Below are 13,824 nucleotides of genomic sequence, written 5' to 3'. Positions count from 1 at the left end.
CACCGAATTGCGACCGGCTGTTTCTTCGAGCGCTGGAACGACCGTGCAGGCGAAAGGACTTTTGGGGCACCGTCAGTGCGACCCGGCGGATCGCCGCGACGCGCCGCGTCCACGACTGCCGAAACGATCCTGCAGTGCGCCGCGGACCACTGGGGCCGCCGATGCTGTCGGTGGCCCAACAGCTCGTCAGCGCAGGCCCCTTGAAGCCGTCCTCTTTCGACTGCACAGGTGCAGCACGACTTTGACGAACGGTCGCCTTTCCTTGACGGCTCGTCACTTCGCCTACGGCTCACCCAGACCCTCGAACCAGGTCGGCCCGTCCTCGGTGGCCTGCTTGATGCGCGCGACCGCGAACGGTTCGAGGTCGGGCAGCGCGTCCGGCGCGAACCAGCCGACCTCCAGCGACTCGTCGTCGTTGACCCGCGCCCGGCCGCCCACCGCGCGGCAGCGGAAGCAGATGTCCATGAACTGGCAGATGTCCCCGTTGGGGTAGACCACCTTGTGCAGGGCCTCGACGAGCAGGATCTTCTCCGGGACGCAGTGCACGGAGGTCTCCTCGTACACCTCCCGCACGACGGCCGCAGCCGGCTGCTCGCCCGGATCGGGGATGCCGCCGATGATCGACCACATGCCGAGGTCGGCCCGGCGCCCGAGCAGGACGCGCCCCTCTTCGTTCAGGACGATGGCGCTCACGCCAGGAAGCCACAGCAGACGGCCGCCGACGGCCGTCCTCAGGTCGCGGATGTACTCGGGTACCGGCACGCCTCGCAGCCTAGGGCCTGTCCGGCGGAACTTCGCGCCCTGCAAGGGGCGCGCGGCAGTGTCGGTCGGCGGCTCCGCCGCCCGGGCCCGGGACGGCACGTCGACTGCGGGCCGTCGGTGGCCGATCGCGCCCACGCGGCGGCAGCCGCAGATCGGTACTGCCCCGCGCCCCTTCGGGCGCGGCAGGGCCGCGCAGGCGGATCAGGCCGCGGCCGAGCGGCCGCGCAGCAGCCGCAGGCGGGCGCGGATCACCCGGACGGCCGCCTCGGCGTCGTCCACGGTGACCGTGTACGTACGGCCGTCGCCGAGCCGCACCACGAAACCCTCGCCGCGCCGCACGACCACTCCGGTGCCCTTGCCCGGCAGCCAGCGGTAACCCCAGCCGCCCCACTGCCGCGGGGTGACGCGGGGGTCGAAGTCGGCGTCCACCACGTGGGTGAGCGGGATGCGCGTGCGGGGTACGCCGATGTGGCCGCAGCGGATCTCGACGTTGTCCTTGTCCACCCGCACGGCCACGTGGACGAAGGCGATCGTGCCGTAGAGCATCAGCAGCCCGGCCGCGACGCAGCCGACGACCGCCATCACCAGGGGTGCGGGCCCGGAGGTCCAGGCGCTGTCGACCGCGAGGTCGATGCCGAGCGCCAGACAGGCGGCCCCGGCGGCGGCCAGCAGCCACTGGACGCGGTTGGTCGCCCGCCCGGTCCACACGGGGGGCGCCGGCGGCGCCTCCGCGCCCGCCCGCCCGCCGTCCTCGGGGCCCTGCGGGCCCTCGCTCCCCTGGGAGTGGTCCCTCATACCGGGCAGCCTACTCACCTTCGCACCCGTCGGCAGGGGTGCGCGCGCCCCGTACGGGCGCGGGGCCCTGCCGATGTGCGGCTCCGCCGCGCGGGCGCGCCGAGCCACGACGCATGTCGACTGCGGGCCGTCAGTGGCCGATCGCGCAGTTCCCCGCGCCCCTTCGGGGCGCCCCGAAGGGGCGCGGGGCAGTGTCCGATCTGCGGCTCCGCCGCGCGGGCGCGACAAGCCACGACGCGCCCGCAGACGAAGTGCCGCGCGCCGGCCGCAGGCCCTACGCCTGGGCCGCGCCGACCGGGACGAGCGTGCGGCCCTCGGGGTAGGCGAGCGCCGCCGGCTGCAGTTCGGCCTCGCGCCCGCCGAGCAGTACGGTCAGGCGCCCGGTGGCCGCGGCGCGCGGGTCCGGCTCGACGCCGGCCCGGCGCAGCGCCTGCGCGGCGACGGCGTCGGCCGAGCCGTACTGCTCGACCGGCGCGGCGCCCTCCGCCTGGACGGCGCTCACCGCGTCGCGGATCGTGCCGGCCACGAGCTCGTAGTGGGTGCAGCCCAGCACCAGGCGGCGCACGTCGCGCGGGGTGGCCGCCGCGGCGGCCCGGACCGCGAGGTCGATGGCCTCGGCGTCGGCGCGCTCGACGGCGTCCGCGAGCCCGGGGCAGGCCACCTCGGTGACCTCGACGCCCTGGGCGAAGTCGCGGATCAGCCCGCGCTGGTAGGGGCTGCCGGTGGTGGCGGGGGTGGCCCAGATGGCCACCGGGCCGCCCGCGGCGGCCGCCGGCTTGATGGCGGGCACGGTGCCGATGACCGGCAGAGCCGGCTCCAGCTCGGCCCGTATCGCGCCGAGGGCGTGGACGGAGGCGGTGTTGCAGGCGACGATCAGGGCGTCGGGGCGGTGCTCCGCCGCGGCCCGGGCGCAGCCCACGGCGAGCCGGGTGAGGTCCTCGGGCGTGCGCGGCCCCCAGGGCATGGTGCCGGGGTCGGACGACAGGACGAGATCGGCGTCGGGACGCTGCCGGTGCACGGCGGCAGCCGCTGCCAGCAGGCCGAGGCCCGAGTCGATGAGCGCGATCTTCACCCGGTCACTTTAATCGATGCGCCCGCCGCGGCGGCTCCGCGCCCCGGGACGGGCGCCCGTGCGGCAGACTGCGGCGGGTGGACGCGCTGACGTGGATCACCGCCGTTTCGCTGGCCGCCTGGCTGTGGCTGCTGCTGGGCCAGGGCTTCTTCTGGCGCACCGACGTGCGCCTGCCGCGGCGCACGCCGCCGGGGCGGTGGCCGCAGGTGGCGATCGTGGTGCCGGCCCGGGACGAGGCCGGGGTGCTGCCCGCCAGCCTGCCGTCGCTGCTGGCGCAGGACTACCCCGGGCGGGCGGAGGTCTTCCTCGTCGACGACGGCAGCACCGACGGCACGGCCGCCCTGGCCCGCGAGCTGGCCGACCGGCACGGGGGGCTGCCGCTGACGGTGACCTCCCCCGGGGAGCCGGAGCCCGGCTGGACGGGGAAGCTGTGGGCGGTGCGGCACGGCATGGCCCTGGCCCGGGCCCGTACGGACGCCGCGTACCTGCTGCTGACCGACGCCGACATCGCCCACGCCCCCGACAGCCTGCGCGAGCTGGTCGCCGCGGCCGAGGCAGGCCCGGGGCTGGACGTCGTCTCGCAGATGGCGCGGCTGCGCGTGGCCACCTTCTGGGAGCGGCTGATCGTGCCCGCCTTCGTCTACTTCTTCGCTCAGCTGTATCCGTTCCGCTGGTGCAACCGGCCGGGCGGGCGCACCGCGGCGGCGGCCGGCGGCTGCGTCCTGATCCGCCGGGAGGCCGCGGAGCGGGCCGGCATCCCCGCCGCCATCCGGCAGGCGGTGATCGACGACGTGGCGCTGGCCCGGGCCGTGCGGCGCAGCGGGGGCCGCATCTGGCTGGGGCTGGCGGAGCGGGTCGAGAGCGTACGACCGTACCCGGGCCTGGGGCCGCTGTGGCGGATGGTCTCGCGCAGCGCCTACGCCCAGCTGCTGCACAATCCGCTGCTGCTGGCCGGGACGGTGGCAGGGCTGGCCGTGGTCTACCTGGTGCCACCGGCCGCGGTGGTGGCCGGCGTGGTGACGGGTGCGGCACTGCCGGCGGCCCTGGGCGCGGCCGCGTGGGCGGTGATGGCGGGGACGTACGGACCGATGCTGCGCTACTACCGCCAACCGCTGCTGCTGGCGCCGCTGCTGCCGGTCACGGCGCTGCTGTACCTGCTGATGACGGTGGACTCGGCGGTGCAGCACCACCGGGGACGGGGGGCGGCCTGGAAGGGACGCACGTACGCGCGTCCCGAGGCCGCCCCCGACCGGTCGGCCTCCTGACGGGGCCCGGCGGCACCAGACCCGGCGGCACGGGGCCCGGCGGCGGTCATTTGCGGGCGGGCCGCCAGCGCAGGCCCCAGCCGTAGGCCCGGTCCACGGCGCGCTGGGGGCCGACACCGCGCTCGGGCACCAGGTAGCGGGCCTCGCGGTGGACGACGAGCTCGCCGTTCTGGTTGGTGATCAGGGCGAGGGCGCACACGTCGGAGGCCACGGTGCACTCGTCGAGGGCGAACTCGATGGGCGCGCCGTGCTGCGGCTGGAGGGTGACGGTGGCGTGCAGGCCGGCGAAGCTGCGGGCGCCCTCGTAGATCGTGACGAAGACGAGGATGCGCCGGAAGAGGTGGGCGTGGTCGAGGTTGATGGTGAGGTTCTCGCCGGTTTCCACCTCGCCGGTCCGGTCGTCGCCGTCGAGGTGGATGTACGGCGGCTCGTGCAGGGCGCCGAAGGACTCGCCCAGGGGCTGGACGACGCCCTTGCTGCCGTCGGTGAGCTCCCACAGGGCACCGAGGTCGAGGTCCAGGGGCTGCGGGGGCACGCCGAGGCGGCGGCCCCGGCCGGTGGTGGGGCGGGGCAGCATCTGCCAGTTGAGGTTGACGCGCATCACGCCGGAGGTGCCGCCCTGCTTGGCGAGGGAGACGGCCGGGGCCTCCTTGGTGAGGGTGACCTTGGCGGGCCGCGAGCCGCCTGACGGCGGGCCGGCCGGCCCGGGCGAGGGACGCAGCGGCGGGGTGACCTGCGGGCCGGTCCGGGGGACGGCGCCCGCGGGGCGGCGTGCGGAGGCCGCGGGGCGGGAGGGGGGAGCAGCGGGCCCGGATGCGGGAGCTCCGGGCCGGGTGGCCGGAGCCGCGGGCCGGGGCGCGGGAGCCCTGGGGCCGGAAGCGGGAGTCGCAGGCCGGGGCGCGGGAGCTCCGGGGCCGGAAGCCGGAGTGCCGGGCCGGCGTTCCGGGCCCCCGGGCCGGGAAGCGGGAGCTCCGGGGCCGGAGGCCGGAGTACTGGGCCGGGGTGCGGAAGTCCCGGGACCGGAAGCCGGAGTGCCGGGCCGGCGTTCCGGGCCCCCGGGCCGGGAAGCGGGAGCTCCGGGGCCGGACGCCGGAGTACTGGGCCGGGGTGCGGAAGTCCCGGGACCGGAAGCCGGAGTACCAGGCCGGCGTTCCGGGCCCCCGGGCCGGGAAGCGGGAGCTCCGGGGCCGGACGCCGGAGTGCCGGCCCGGGGCGCGGAAGCCCCGGGGCCCGAAGCCGGAGTACCAGGCCGGCGTTCCGGGCCCCCGGGGCGGGACGCCGGAGTCGCGGGCCCAGGCACGGAAGCCGGCGGCCGGGGCGCGGAAGCCCCCGGGCCGGAAGTCGGAGCCCCGGGCCGGTGCTCCGGGCCCCCGGGGCCGGACGCCGGAGTACCGGGCCGGGATGCGGAAGCCCCGGGGCCCGAAGCCGGGGCGCCGGGCCGGGACGCCGGAGTCCCGGGGCCGGGCGCCGGGCCACCGGGCCGCGGCGCCGGACCCGCCGGCCGGGGCACGGCAGCCGTCGGCTGCGAGGCCGGAGGCGCCGGGTGGTCGGGGCCGAGGCCGTACGCGGCGGCCAGGCCCTCGTAGCCGGTGTTCCAGCCCTGGCCGACGGCCCGGAACTTCCACTGCCCGCCCCGGCGGTAGAGCTCGCCGAGGACGAGGGCGGTCTCGACGGTGGCGTCCGTGCTGTCGAAGCGCGCCAGTTCGCGGCCGCCGGCCGCGTCCAGGACGCGCACGTGCAGGCCGGGCACCCGGCCGAAGGGGCCGTCGGCGAGGGCGGCGACCAGGACGCGCTCGGCGTGGCCGGCGAGGGCGGCCAGGTCGACCGCGAGGGTCTCCACGGCGCCGGAAGCGGAATCTCGGCCTTCGTGGCGCACGGCGCCCGAGGAGTGCACCGGCCGGCCGTGGAGGACGAGGTCGTCGTCGGAGCGGACCCGGCCGGCGGTGAGCAGCACGGCGGCGGCGTCGATGTCCGGAACACCGGGGCCCGGGCGCCAGCCCAGCTCGATCCGTACGGCCTGTGCAGGGACGATGATGTTGGCGCCCTTGAGCATGCCCATGTTCCCAACCCCTCCGGAACCCCTTGCCGAGCTCCTTGCAGCTGCCGGTCTTTACACGATTCCAACGCCCTTTGGCGACCGTTTTTCCACGGTTCGACCGGGTCGGTGATCCCCCGCCTCCCGGGGAACCGGAATCAACCCACCCACCGGGCTCCCCAACCGGCACACCATGGGCTTAACTTATGGGCTATGACCTCCCCCCGCAGCACCTACGGCGGTGGCTACTACGCCTCGTCGTCGTTCCCGGACACCCCCATCTACGACAGCCTCGTCGCCGAGCGCGGCACGCCGCAGATCGCGCCGATCCGGGTCTCCTCCCCCTACGACTTCGGCGGGGGCGGCCTGCCCGCCCTGCCGGCGCTGCCCTCCGGGCCCTCCGCCGCGCAGTCCGCGCCGCCGGCCGGCTACCCCGCGCCGCAGCAGCCGCAGTACGGCGGCGGCCAGCCGGGCCCGGCCATGGCGCAGCCCGGCGGTCTGCAGCAGGCGCCGGCGCCGTACATCCCGCAGCAGGCCTCCGCGCCGCGCGGTCCGGTGGCCCCGCAGCAGCTGCAGCAGCGCCCGGGGGCCGGCACCAACCCCGCGAGCTTCGAGGCGATGCGCCCGGCCGCGCCGCGCCCGGCGCCCGGGCAGTACGAGGACCCGTACGGCGGCGGTCGTCCGTACCAGGGTCAGGGAGGCTACTGACCGACCGGTGCCGGGGCCCCGACCGGCCCCGGCACGTCCTGCGGGGGACACACCGAGCACGACGCACCAAGCACGACGCATCACGCACCACGCACGACACACATCGCACGACAGAACGCACGACCGAGCGCGAAAAGGGGACGAACCGCCACGACGGCGGTCGTCCCCTCGTCTCGTCCGGCCAAGTGTCATATCCGGCTGGCAAGATGACCCCATGCCGACTCCCGTGCTCACCGCGCTGCACTGCTACCCGGTCAAGTCGATGGCGGGATGCGCGCCCGACGAGGCGCTCGTGGAGCCCTGGGGGCTCGCGGGCGACCGCCGATGGGCCGTCACCGATCCCGACGGCCAGGTGCTCACGCAACGGCAGGCGCCCCGGCTCGCGTTGGGCGCGGCCGTTCCGCTGCCGGGCGGCGGCGTGCGGCTCGGCGCGCCCGGGGCGCGGCCGCTGGAGCTCGCTGCGCCCGCCTCCGGGGAGCGGGGCACGCTCACGGTCCAGGTCTTCTCCGAGAAGGTGACGGCGGTGCCCGCGGGCGCCGCCGCCGACGCATGGGTGAGCGCCTTCCTGGGCGCCCCCTCCCGGCTCGTGCACATGGCCGACCCGGCGCACTGCCGCCCCATCGATCCGAATTACTCGCGCGAGGGCGAGACGGTCAGCTTCGCGGACGGCTACCCGCTGCTGGTCACCACCACCGCCTCGCTGCGGGCGCTCGACGCGCTCGTCGCCGAGGGCGACCGCGCCGCGGAGGGGCCCCTGCCGATGGACCGCTTCCGGCCCAACGCGGTCGTCGACGGCACCGGGCCGTGGGAAGAGGACGGCTGGCGGCGGGTGCGCATCGGCGAGGTGACCTTCCGGGCCGTCAAGCCCAGCGGCCGCTGCATCATCACCACCACCGACCAGCGCACCGCCGAGCGGGGCAAGGAGCCGCTGCGCACCCTGGCCCGCCATCACCGGCTGGGCGGCAAGCCGGTGTTCGGGCAGAACCTGATACCGGAGCACACCGGCACCCTGCGCCTCGGCGACCCGGTCGAGGTGCTGGACTGACCACCGCTTTCCGACCACCGCCGCACGACCGCCCGTGGGGGGCGGCGTCAACGCGCCGCCGCGGGCCCACTCCGCGAGGGGTGATTTTCCTCTCTCCGTCGTCTTCCTCCGCATGCGGTCTTCCGTGTGAGGTATTTACGGACGCGTAAGGGGGTGACCACCGTGCGCGCGACACTGTCCCACCGGCTGTGCCGACTGCTGGCCCGTTGGGGCTTCCCGGTGTCCCGGCGGCGCAATCCGCTGCTGCGGCGGAGCGACGTCGCCGAGGCCTGGACGGGGGTGGCCGCCGTGGTGCTGATGCTCCTGCTGGCACCGCCGCTGGGCTGGCTCACCGGCTCGCTGGCCCACGACGCGCTGCGCGAGACGGTCCGTGCGCAGCAGCGGCACCGCCATCTGGTGACCGCGACGGCGCTGCCGGTGCCCGCCGGCGCCCCGGAGGCGGGGCCCGGGCAGGAGAGTTCCACCGGCCGCGACGGCTTCCACCACGTGCTCGCCAGTTGGCCGTGCCCGGGCGGCCGGGAGTGCACCGGGGCGGTGGCCGTGCGCCGGTTCGCCGGGCCCGGCGAGCACTTCCCGCTGTGGACCGACGACGCGGGCCGGGTCGCGACCCGGCCCATGGACGACGCGGCCGCCGCGCTGCACGCCGTGCTGGCCGGGGTCGCCACGGCCGGTGCCTGCGCGGGGCTGCTGGAGGGCGGGCGGCGGCTCGTCGTGTGGCGCATCGTCCGGCGCCGGTACGCGCAGTGGGACGAGGAGTGGGAGCGGGCGGCGGGCACCTGGGGGCGGGCGGACACCGGCAGCTGAGGGCAGGCACCGGTCCGGCACCGGCTGCGGGCGGGCGGCGACGCGGAGACGTCAACTCCCGTGCGCCGCGCGCGCTACCGTGGTGCGGCCGGTACTCCTTCCGATCACGATGGCTCGTCCCGGATCGCACACACACTCATACGTGGGGGCTCAGCAGCACCATGGCACAGGGCTCGGTCAAGGTGACGCACACCGGCACGTCCCGCTGGCGGCTGCGGGCGGGCGAACGCACCGGGGAGTACGACTCCCTGGCCGCCGCCCTCGAAGCCGCCGCGGACGGCGACGTGCTGTCGGTGGCACCCGGCACCTACCGGGAGAACGTGGTGCTGGCCCGCGCCGTCACGCTGCGCGGCGGCGAGGGCCGGCCCGGCTCGGTGCGGATCGCCCCCACCGAGGGGGTGGCCGTCACCGTACGGGCGTCGGCGACGCTGCAGGACGTGTGCATCGAGGGCCACGACGCCGCGGCGCCCGCGCTGCTGGTGGAGGAGGGCAGACCCGTGCTGTCCGGGCTGCGGGTGGTGACACGTTCGGCGGCGGGCATCGAGGTGCGCGGCGGCGCGCGGCCGACGGTGCGCGCCTGCACCGTCGACAACCCCGCCGGTGTGGGCATCAGCGTCCAGGACGGCGCGGGCGGGGTCTTCGAGGACTGCGAGGTGGTGGCCGCCGGCCAGTCGGGGGTGGCCGTCGGCGGCGGGGCCGCGCCGCGCCTGGAGCGGTGCCGGGTGCACCACGCCCGTGGTGCGGGACTGTCGCTGACCGGCGAGGGCAGCACGCTGGAGGCGGTGGGCTGCGAGGTGTACGAGATCCGGGGCGCCGGGGTGCAGGTCGCGGAGCGCGCCGCGGGGCGGCTGACGGACTGCCGGGTGCACCGCACCTCCGGGGACGGGGTGACCCTGGACACCGATGCGGTGCTGGAGCTCGCCGACTGCGCCATCCACGACGTCCCGGAGAACGCCGTGGACCTGCGCTCGCGTTCGGTGCTGCGGATGACCCGCTCGGCGGTGCGCCGCTTCGGCCGCAACGGGCTGTCGGTGTGGGATCCGGGCACGCGGGTGGAGGCCGCGCAGTGCGAGATCCACGACAGCACCGGCGACTACCCGGCGGTGTGGGTGAGCGACGGCGCCGGGGCCGGCCTGGTCTCCTGCCGGGTGCACGACGTCCCCGACGCCCTGTTCGTCCTGGACCGCGGCTCCAGCGCGGAGGTCACCGACAGCGATCTGTCCCGGGTGCGCGGCACCGCGGTCTCGGTCAGCGGCGGCGCGGCCGCCGCCCTGGAGGACTGCCGGATCCGGGAGGCGGCCACCGGCGTGTGGTTCCGCGGGCACGGCAGCGGCGGGCGGGTGGCCGGCTGCGCCATCGACGCCACGTCCACCGGCGTGATCGTCTCCAAAGGCGCGGATCCCGTGGTGGAGCGGTGCACCGTCACCTCGCCCCGCGAGGCCGGCTTCTACGTCTCGGCCGAGGGGCGCGGCACGTTCGACGGCTGCCGGGTGACCGGCAGCGCCGGGTACGGCTTCCACGTCATCGACGGCTGCCGCTCGACGCTGACCGACTGCCGTACGGAGCGCTGCGCGCGCGGCGGCTACGAGTTCGCCGAGGACGGCGTGGTGCGCGAGGGGTGCACGAGCGACGACGAGGTGCGGGCCGCGGCGCCGGTGCCCGTGGTGCAGACCGCGGCCGCCCCGGCCCGGCCCGCCGCGGTGCCCGGCCCGCGCCCGGCGACGGCGGAGACCGAAGCGGCGGACGGTGCGGCGGTGCGGCCGGCGGCGGCGGTCCTGGGGGAACTGGACGCGCTGGTGGGTCTGGAGAGCGTCAAGCGCGAGGTGCGCGCCCTGACCGACATGATCGAGGTCGGCCGGCGGCGGCAGGAGGCCGGCCTCAAGGCGGCCTCGGTGCGCCGGCACCTGGTCTTCACCGGTTCCCCCGGCACGGGCAAGACCACCGTCGCCCGGCTCTACGGCGAGATCCTGGCCGCCCTCGGGGTGCTGGAACGCGGGCACCTGGTGGAGGTCTCCCGGGTGGACCTGGTGGGCGAGCACATCGGCTCGACGGCGCTGCGCACCCAGGAGGCGTTCGACCGGGCGCGCGGCGGAGTGCTGTTCATCGACGAGGCGTACGCGCTGTGCCCGGAGGACGCCGGGCGGGACTTCGGCCGGGAGGCCATCGACACGCTGGTGAAGCTGATGGAGGACCACCGGGACGAGGTGGTGGTGATCGTCGCCGGCTACACGGCGGAGATGGAGCGCTTCCTGACGGTCAATCCGGGGGTGGCCTCGCGTTTCTCGCGGACGATCACCTTCGGCGACTATGCGCCGCAGGAGCTGCTGCGCATCGTGCGGCAGCAGGCGGAGGAGCACGAGTACCGCATCGGCGAGGAGGCCGCCGAGGCGCTGCTGCGGTACTTCACGGACCTGCCCAAGGGGCCGGCGTTCGGCAACGGCCGCACGGCCCGGCAGACCTTCGAGGCGATGGTCGAGCGGCATGCGGGCCGGGTGGCGCAGCTGCCGGCGCCGAGCACCGAGGACCTCACCCTTCTGTACGCGCAGGACCTGCCCGAACTGCCCTGACCGGGCGAGCGGTTCGCCTGGTGCGCCACCTGGCGTCGTCGTGACCGCGTGGCAGGATGTGCGCCACGGTGTGCGACGGTCGACCCCCGAAAGGACGGCCCGGGTGAGCGACAACCAGAACCTCCTGGCGGAGCAGCGGCGCGCCCTGATCCTCGACGAGGTCCGGCGGCGCGGCGGGGTGCGGGTCAACGAGCTGACGCGGCGGTTGCACGTGTCGGACATGACGGTCCGCCGGGACCTGGACGCGCTGGCGCGCCAGGGGGTGGTGGAGAAGGTGCACGGGGGTGCGGTGCCGGTGGCGGCGGCGACCACGCACGAGCCGGGGTTCGAGGCGAAGTCGGCACTGGAGCTCGGCGCGAAGCAGGACATCGCCCGGGCCGCGGCCCGCATGGTGCCGCGGGGCAGTGCGATAGCGCTGGCGGGCGGGACGACGGTGTACGCCCTCGCACAGCAGCTGGTCGAGGTCGCCGAGTTGACGGTCGTCACCAATTCGGTACGGGTGGCCGAGGCGTTCCACGCCGCCCGGCGCGCGCTTGCGCCGTCCGTCCACCCCGCCCGGCCGGGCGCGGCGACGGTGGTGCTGACGGGCGGCGTGCGCACGCCGTCGGACACCCTGGTGGGCCCGGTGGCGGACGCGGCGATCCGGTCGCTGCACTTCGACGTGCTCTTCATCGGCGTGCACGGCATATCGGCGGACGCCGGACTGTCCACGCCCAACCTGGCGGAGGCCGAGACCAACCGGCACTTCGTGCGCGCGGCGAGACGGGTGGTGGTGCTGGCCGACCACACCAAGTGGGGCACCGTGGGCCTGAGCTCCTTCGCCGCGCTGGAGGAGGTGGACGCCCTGGTCACCGATGCCGGGCTGCCGTCCGCGGCGCGCACGCAGATCACCGAGCGGGGGCCGGCCGTCGTGGTGGCCGGCGAGGAGGACGACGGGGAGGCCGACCGGGATACGGACATCTGAGGCCGCACGCACTACCGTAAGCGGAACCCGGTCGGAGGCGAGACCCACGTGGGGGGTTGGTGCGATGACCCGTGCGATGGCCCGTGTTGCTGCGATGACCCGCAGGTCGCGCGGCCTGCGCCCGGTCGGTGCGGACTTCGCCGACACCGCGCCGGTGCGCCTGTCGTTCGCGGCCCGGATGGCCGCGGCGCCCGAGGAGGTCTACCGGGCGCTGGCCGACGAGGTGGAGGCGTGGCCGCGCTGGTTCCGGGTGGTGACGCTGGCCCGGCCGGTGGAGCGGGAGGGCCGGGACGGGCACGAGATCCACCTGTTGGGGACGATCCGCTTCCTGGAGACCGTGATGGTGGCGGTTCCGCAGCGGCGGTACGCGTACCGCGTCGACGCCACCAACCTGCCCGGGGTGCACGCGATGCTGGACGACTGGCGGCTGTCACCGGTCGGTGGCGGAACGATCCTGCAGTGGCGGATCGGCATGGACGGCCCCCTGCCGGGGCGCCTGGCCGTACAGCTGGCCCGCCCCCTGCTGCACCGGGTCTTCCGCGACGCGGTGCGCACCCTGGACCGCCGGCTGTCGGCGGCGTAGGGACCGCGGCGTCAGCCGGGCCAGCGGCCGGTGGCCAGGAAGGTGCTGATGGCCATGGTGTAGGGGGTGATGTCCAGGCCCTGCGCGGCCAGCCAGGCGTCGGAGTAGTACTTGTCGAGGTAGCGCTCGCCGGGGTCGCAGATGAGGGTGACGACGCTGCCCGCCCGGCCCTCGGCGGCCATCTCCGCCACGATCCTCAGGGCGCTCCACAGGCCGGTGCCGGTGGAGCCGCCCGCCTTGCGCCCGATGGCCCGCTCCAGGGCGCGCACGGCCGCGACGCTCGCCGCGTCGGGGACCTTCATCATCCGGTCGATGGCACCGGGCACGAAGCTGGGTTCCATGCGGGGCCGGCCGATGCCCTCGATGCGCGAGGGCAGCTCGCACACGGCGGACGGGTCGTGGTCGCGCCAGCCGGCGAAGAAGCAGGAGTTCTCCGGGTCGGCGACGCACACCCGGGTGTCGTACTGCATGTAGCGGATGTAGCGGGCGATGGTGGCGGAGGTGCCGCCGGTGCCCGCAGTGGCCACGATCCAGGCCGGCTCGGGGTGCCGCTCGTCGCGCATCTGACGGTAGAGCGACTCGGCAATATTGTTGTTGCCGCGCCAGTCGGTGGCCCGCTCGGCGTAGGTGAACTGGTCGATGTAGTGGCCGCCGGTGCGCTCGGCGAGGGCCGCGGCCTCGGCGTACATCGTGCGCGGGTCGTCCACGAAGTGGCAGCGCCCGCCGTGGAACTCGATGAGCCGGCACTTCTCCGGGCTGGTCGTGCGCGGCATGACGGCGACGAAGGGGACGCCGATCAGCTCGGCGAAGTAGGCCTCGGAGACGGCGGTGGAGCCGCTGGAGGCCTCGATGACCGCGGCCTCCGGCCGGATCCAGCCGTTGCACAGCCCGTACAGGAACAGCGAGCGCGCCAGCCGGTGCTTCAGGCTGCCGGTCGGATGGGTCGACTCGTCCTTCAAATACAGGTCGACGCCCCACTCCGGCGGCAGCGGGAAGCCGAGCAGGTGCGTGTCGGCGGACCGGTTGGCGTCCGCCTGGACCCTGCGCACCGCCTCCTTGAGCCAGGCGCGGTACGCCGGGTCGCTGCGGTCCACGTCGACGGTGTGCCGGGGCGGGTCGTGCTCCGGGGGGTGCGCTGTGCCGTTCACACGCCGCTCCTGGTGCTGTGCGGGCGCCTCCCGGGCTCCGGGCCCGGTGTGGCCCTTCGATCATAAGCGGGCACTG

General features: G+C 75.7%; 11 protein-coding genes and 2 pseudogenes. 7 read left to right on the top strand and 6 right to left on the bottom strand.

What is annotated here, in order from left to right; translation table 11 throughout:
• Window positions 1–282: 282 nt before the first annotated feature.
• From ABD361_RS04610 to ABD361_RS04600, 3 genes are all read right to left on the bottom strand, one after another.
• Window positions 283–762 (bottom strand): NUDIX hydrolase, encoded by a 480-nt coding sequence (locus ABD361_RS04610; RefSeq protein WP_344433380.1) that lies wholly within the window; start codon window positions 760–762, stop codon window positions 283–285.
• A 201-nt stretch (window positions 763–963) separates the two neighbouring features.
• Window positions 964–1,557, bottom strand: coding sequence for a hypothetical protein (locus tag ABD361_RS04605; protein ID WP_344433379.1), 594 nt, complete (start codon window positions 1,555–1,557; stop codon window positions 964–966).
• 274 nt (window positions 1,558–1,831) lie between these two features.
• On the bottom strand, window positions 1,832–2,629 hold the full coding sequence (locus ABD361_RS04600; RefSeq protein WP_344433378.1) for a glutamate racemase: 798 nt from the start codon (window positions 2,627–2,629) through the stop codon (window positions 1,832–1,834).
• Between the two features lie 86 nt (window positions 2,630–2,715).
• Here ABD361_RS04600 and ABD361_RS04595 point away from each other — a divergent pair, with 86 nt between their 5' ends.
• Entirely contained in the window at window positions 2,716–3,894 is a 1,179-nt protein-coding gene (locus ABD361_RS04595; RefSeq protein WP_344433668.1) for a glycosyltransferase, read from the top strand.
• Between the two features lie 46 nt (window positions 3,895–3,940).
• Here ABD361_RS04595 and ABD361_RS04590 read toward each other — a convergent pair.
• Both ABD361_RS04590 and ABD361_RS04585 read right to left on the bottom strand, forming a co-directional pair.
• Window positions 3,941–4,804: pseudogene (locus ABD361_RS04590) on the bottom strand (TerD family protein); the annotation flags it as partial.
• A gap of 663 nt (window positions 4,805–5,467) precedes the next feature.
• Window positions 5,468–5,947, bottom strand: a pseudogene (locus tag ABD361_RS04585) (TerD family protein); the annotation flags it as partial.
• Window positions 5,948–6,142: 195 nt separating this feature from the next.
• Between ABD361_RS04585 and ABD361_RS04580 the strand changes: the two are divergent.
• The 6 genes from ABD361_RS04580 (at window position 6,143) to ABD361_RS04555 (ending at window position 12,600) form a co-directional block, all read left to right on the top strand.
• Complete coding sequence (locus tag ABD361_RS04580) at window positions 6,143–6,637, top strand: DUF6643 family protein (protein ID WP_344433377.1); 495 nt, start codon at window positions 6,143–6,145, stop codon at window positions 6,635–6,637.
• A 214-nt stretch (window positions 6,638–6,851) separates the two neighbouring features.
• Window positions 6,852–7,682 carry an MOSC domain-containing protein gene (locus ABD361_RS04575; protein WP_344433375.1) on the top strand — a complete coding sequence of 277 codons (831 nt, stop codon included), beginning with the start codon at window positions 6,852–6,854 and terminating at the stop codon, window positions 7,680–7,682.
• A 162-nt stretch (window positions 7,683–7,844) separates the two neighbouring features.
• Window positions 7,845–8,486, top strand: coding sequence for an Rv1733c family protein (locus tag ABD361_RS04570; RefSeq protein ID WP_344433374.1), 642 nt, complete (start codon window positions 7,845–7,847; stop codon window positions 8,484–8,486).
• A gap of 161 nt (window positions 8,487–8,647) precedes the next feature.
• Window positions 8,648–11,053: a right-handed parallel beta-helix repeat-containing protein gene (locus tag ABD361_RS04565; protein WP_344433372.1), complete on the top strand. Its 2,406-nt coding sequence runs from the start codon at window positions 8,648–8,650 to the stop codon at window positions 11,051–11,053.
• 103 nt (window positions 11,054–11,156) lie between these two features.
• Entirely contained in the window at window positions 11,157–12,017 is an 861-nt protein-coding gene (locus ABD361_RS04560; protein ID WP_344433371.1) for a DeoR/GlpR family DNA-binding transcription regulator, read from the top strand.
• Window positions 12,018–12,111: 94 nt separating this feature from the next.
• The gene (locus ABD361_RS04555; protein ID WP_344433369.1) at window positions 12,112–12,600 is read left to right on the top strand and encodes an SRPBCC family protein; all 489 of its coding nucleotides are present in this window, start codon (window positions 12,112–12,114) and stop codon (window positions 12,598–12,600) included.
• A gap of 11 nt (window positions 12,601–12,611) precedes the next feature.
• On the opposite strand, the gene cds1 is transcribed toward ABD361_RS04555, so the two are convergent.
• Complete coding sequence (cds1, locus tag ABD361_RS04550) at window positions 12,612–13,748, bottom strand: L-cysteine desulfhydrase Cds1 (RefSeq protein WP_344433368.1); 1,137 nt, start codon at window positions 13,746–13,748, stop codon at window positions 12,612–12,614.
• Window positions 13,749–13,824 lie beyond the last annotated feature (76 nt).

It is taken from the genome of Streptomyces luteosporeus (genome assembly GCF_039532865.1).
Lineage (GTDB): Bacteria > Actinomycetota > Actinomycetes > Streptomycetales > Streptomycetaceae > Streptomyces > Streptomyces luteosporeus.
Note: the sequence above shows the minus strand (reverse complement) of the source record. Positions and strands in the feature narration are given on the sequence as shown.

What these genes read in the sequence shown, in the direction of transcription:
- ABD361_RS04605 (WP_344433379.1), bottom strand. Translation starts at nt 1,557, where the DNA reads ATGAGGGACCACTCCCAGGGGAGCGAGGGCCCGCAGGGCCCCGAGGAC.
- ABD361_RS04580 (WP_344433377.1), top strand. Translation starts at nt 6,143, where the DNA reads ATGACCTCCCCCCGCAGCACCTACGGCGGTGGCTACTACGCCTCGTCG.
- ABD361_RS04575 (WP_344433375.1), top strand. Translation starts at nt 6,852, where the DNA reads ATGCCGACTCCCGTGCTCACCGCGCTGCACTGCTACCCGGTCAAGTCG.
- ABD361_RS04565 (WP_344433372.1), top strand. Translation starts at nt 8,648, where the DNA reads ATGGCACAGGGCTCGGTCAAGGTGACGCACACCGGCACGTCCCGCTGG.
- ABD361_RS04555 (WP_344433369.1), top strand. Translation starts at nt 12,112, where the DNA reads ATGACCCGCAGGTCGCGCGGCCTGCGCCCGGTCGGTGCGGACTTCGCC.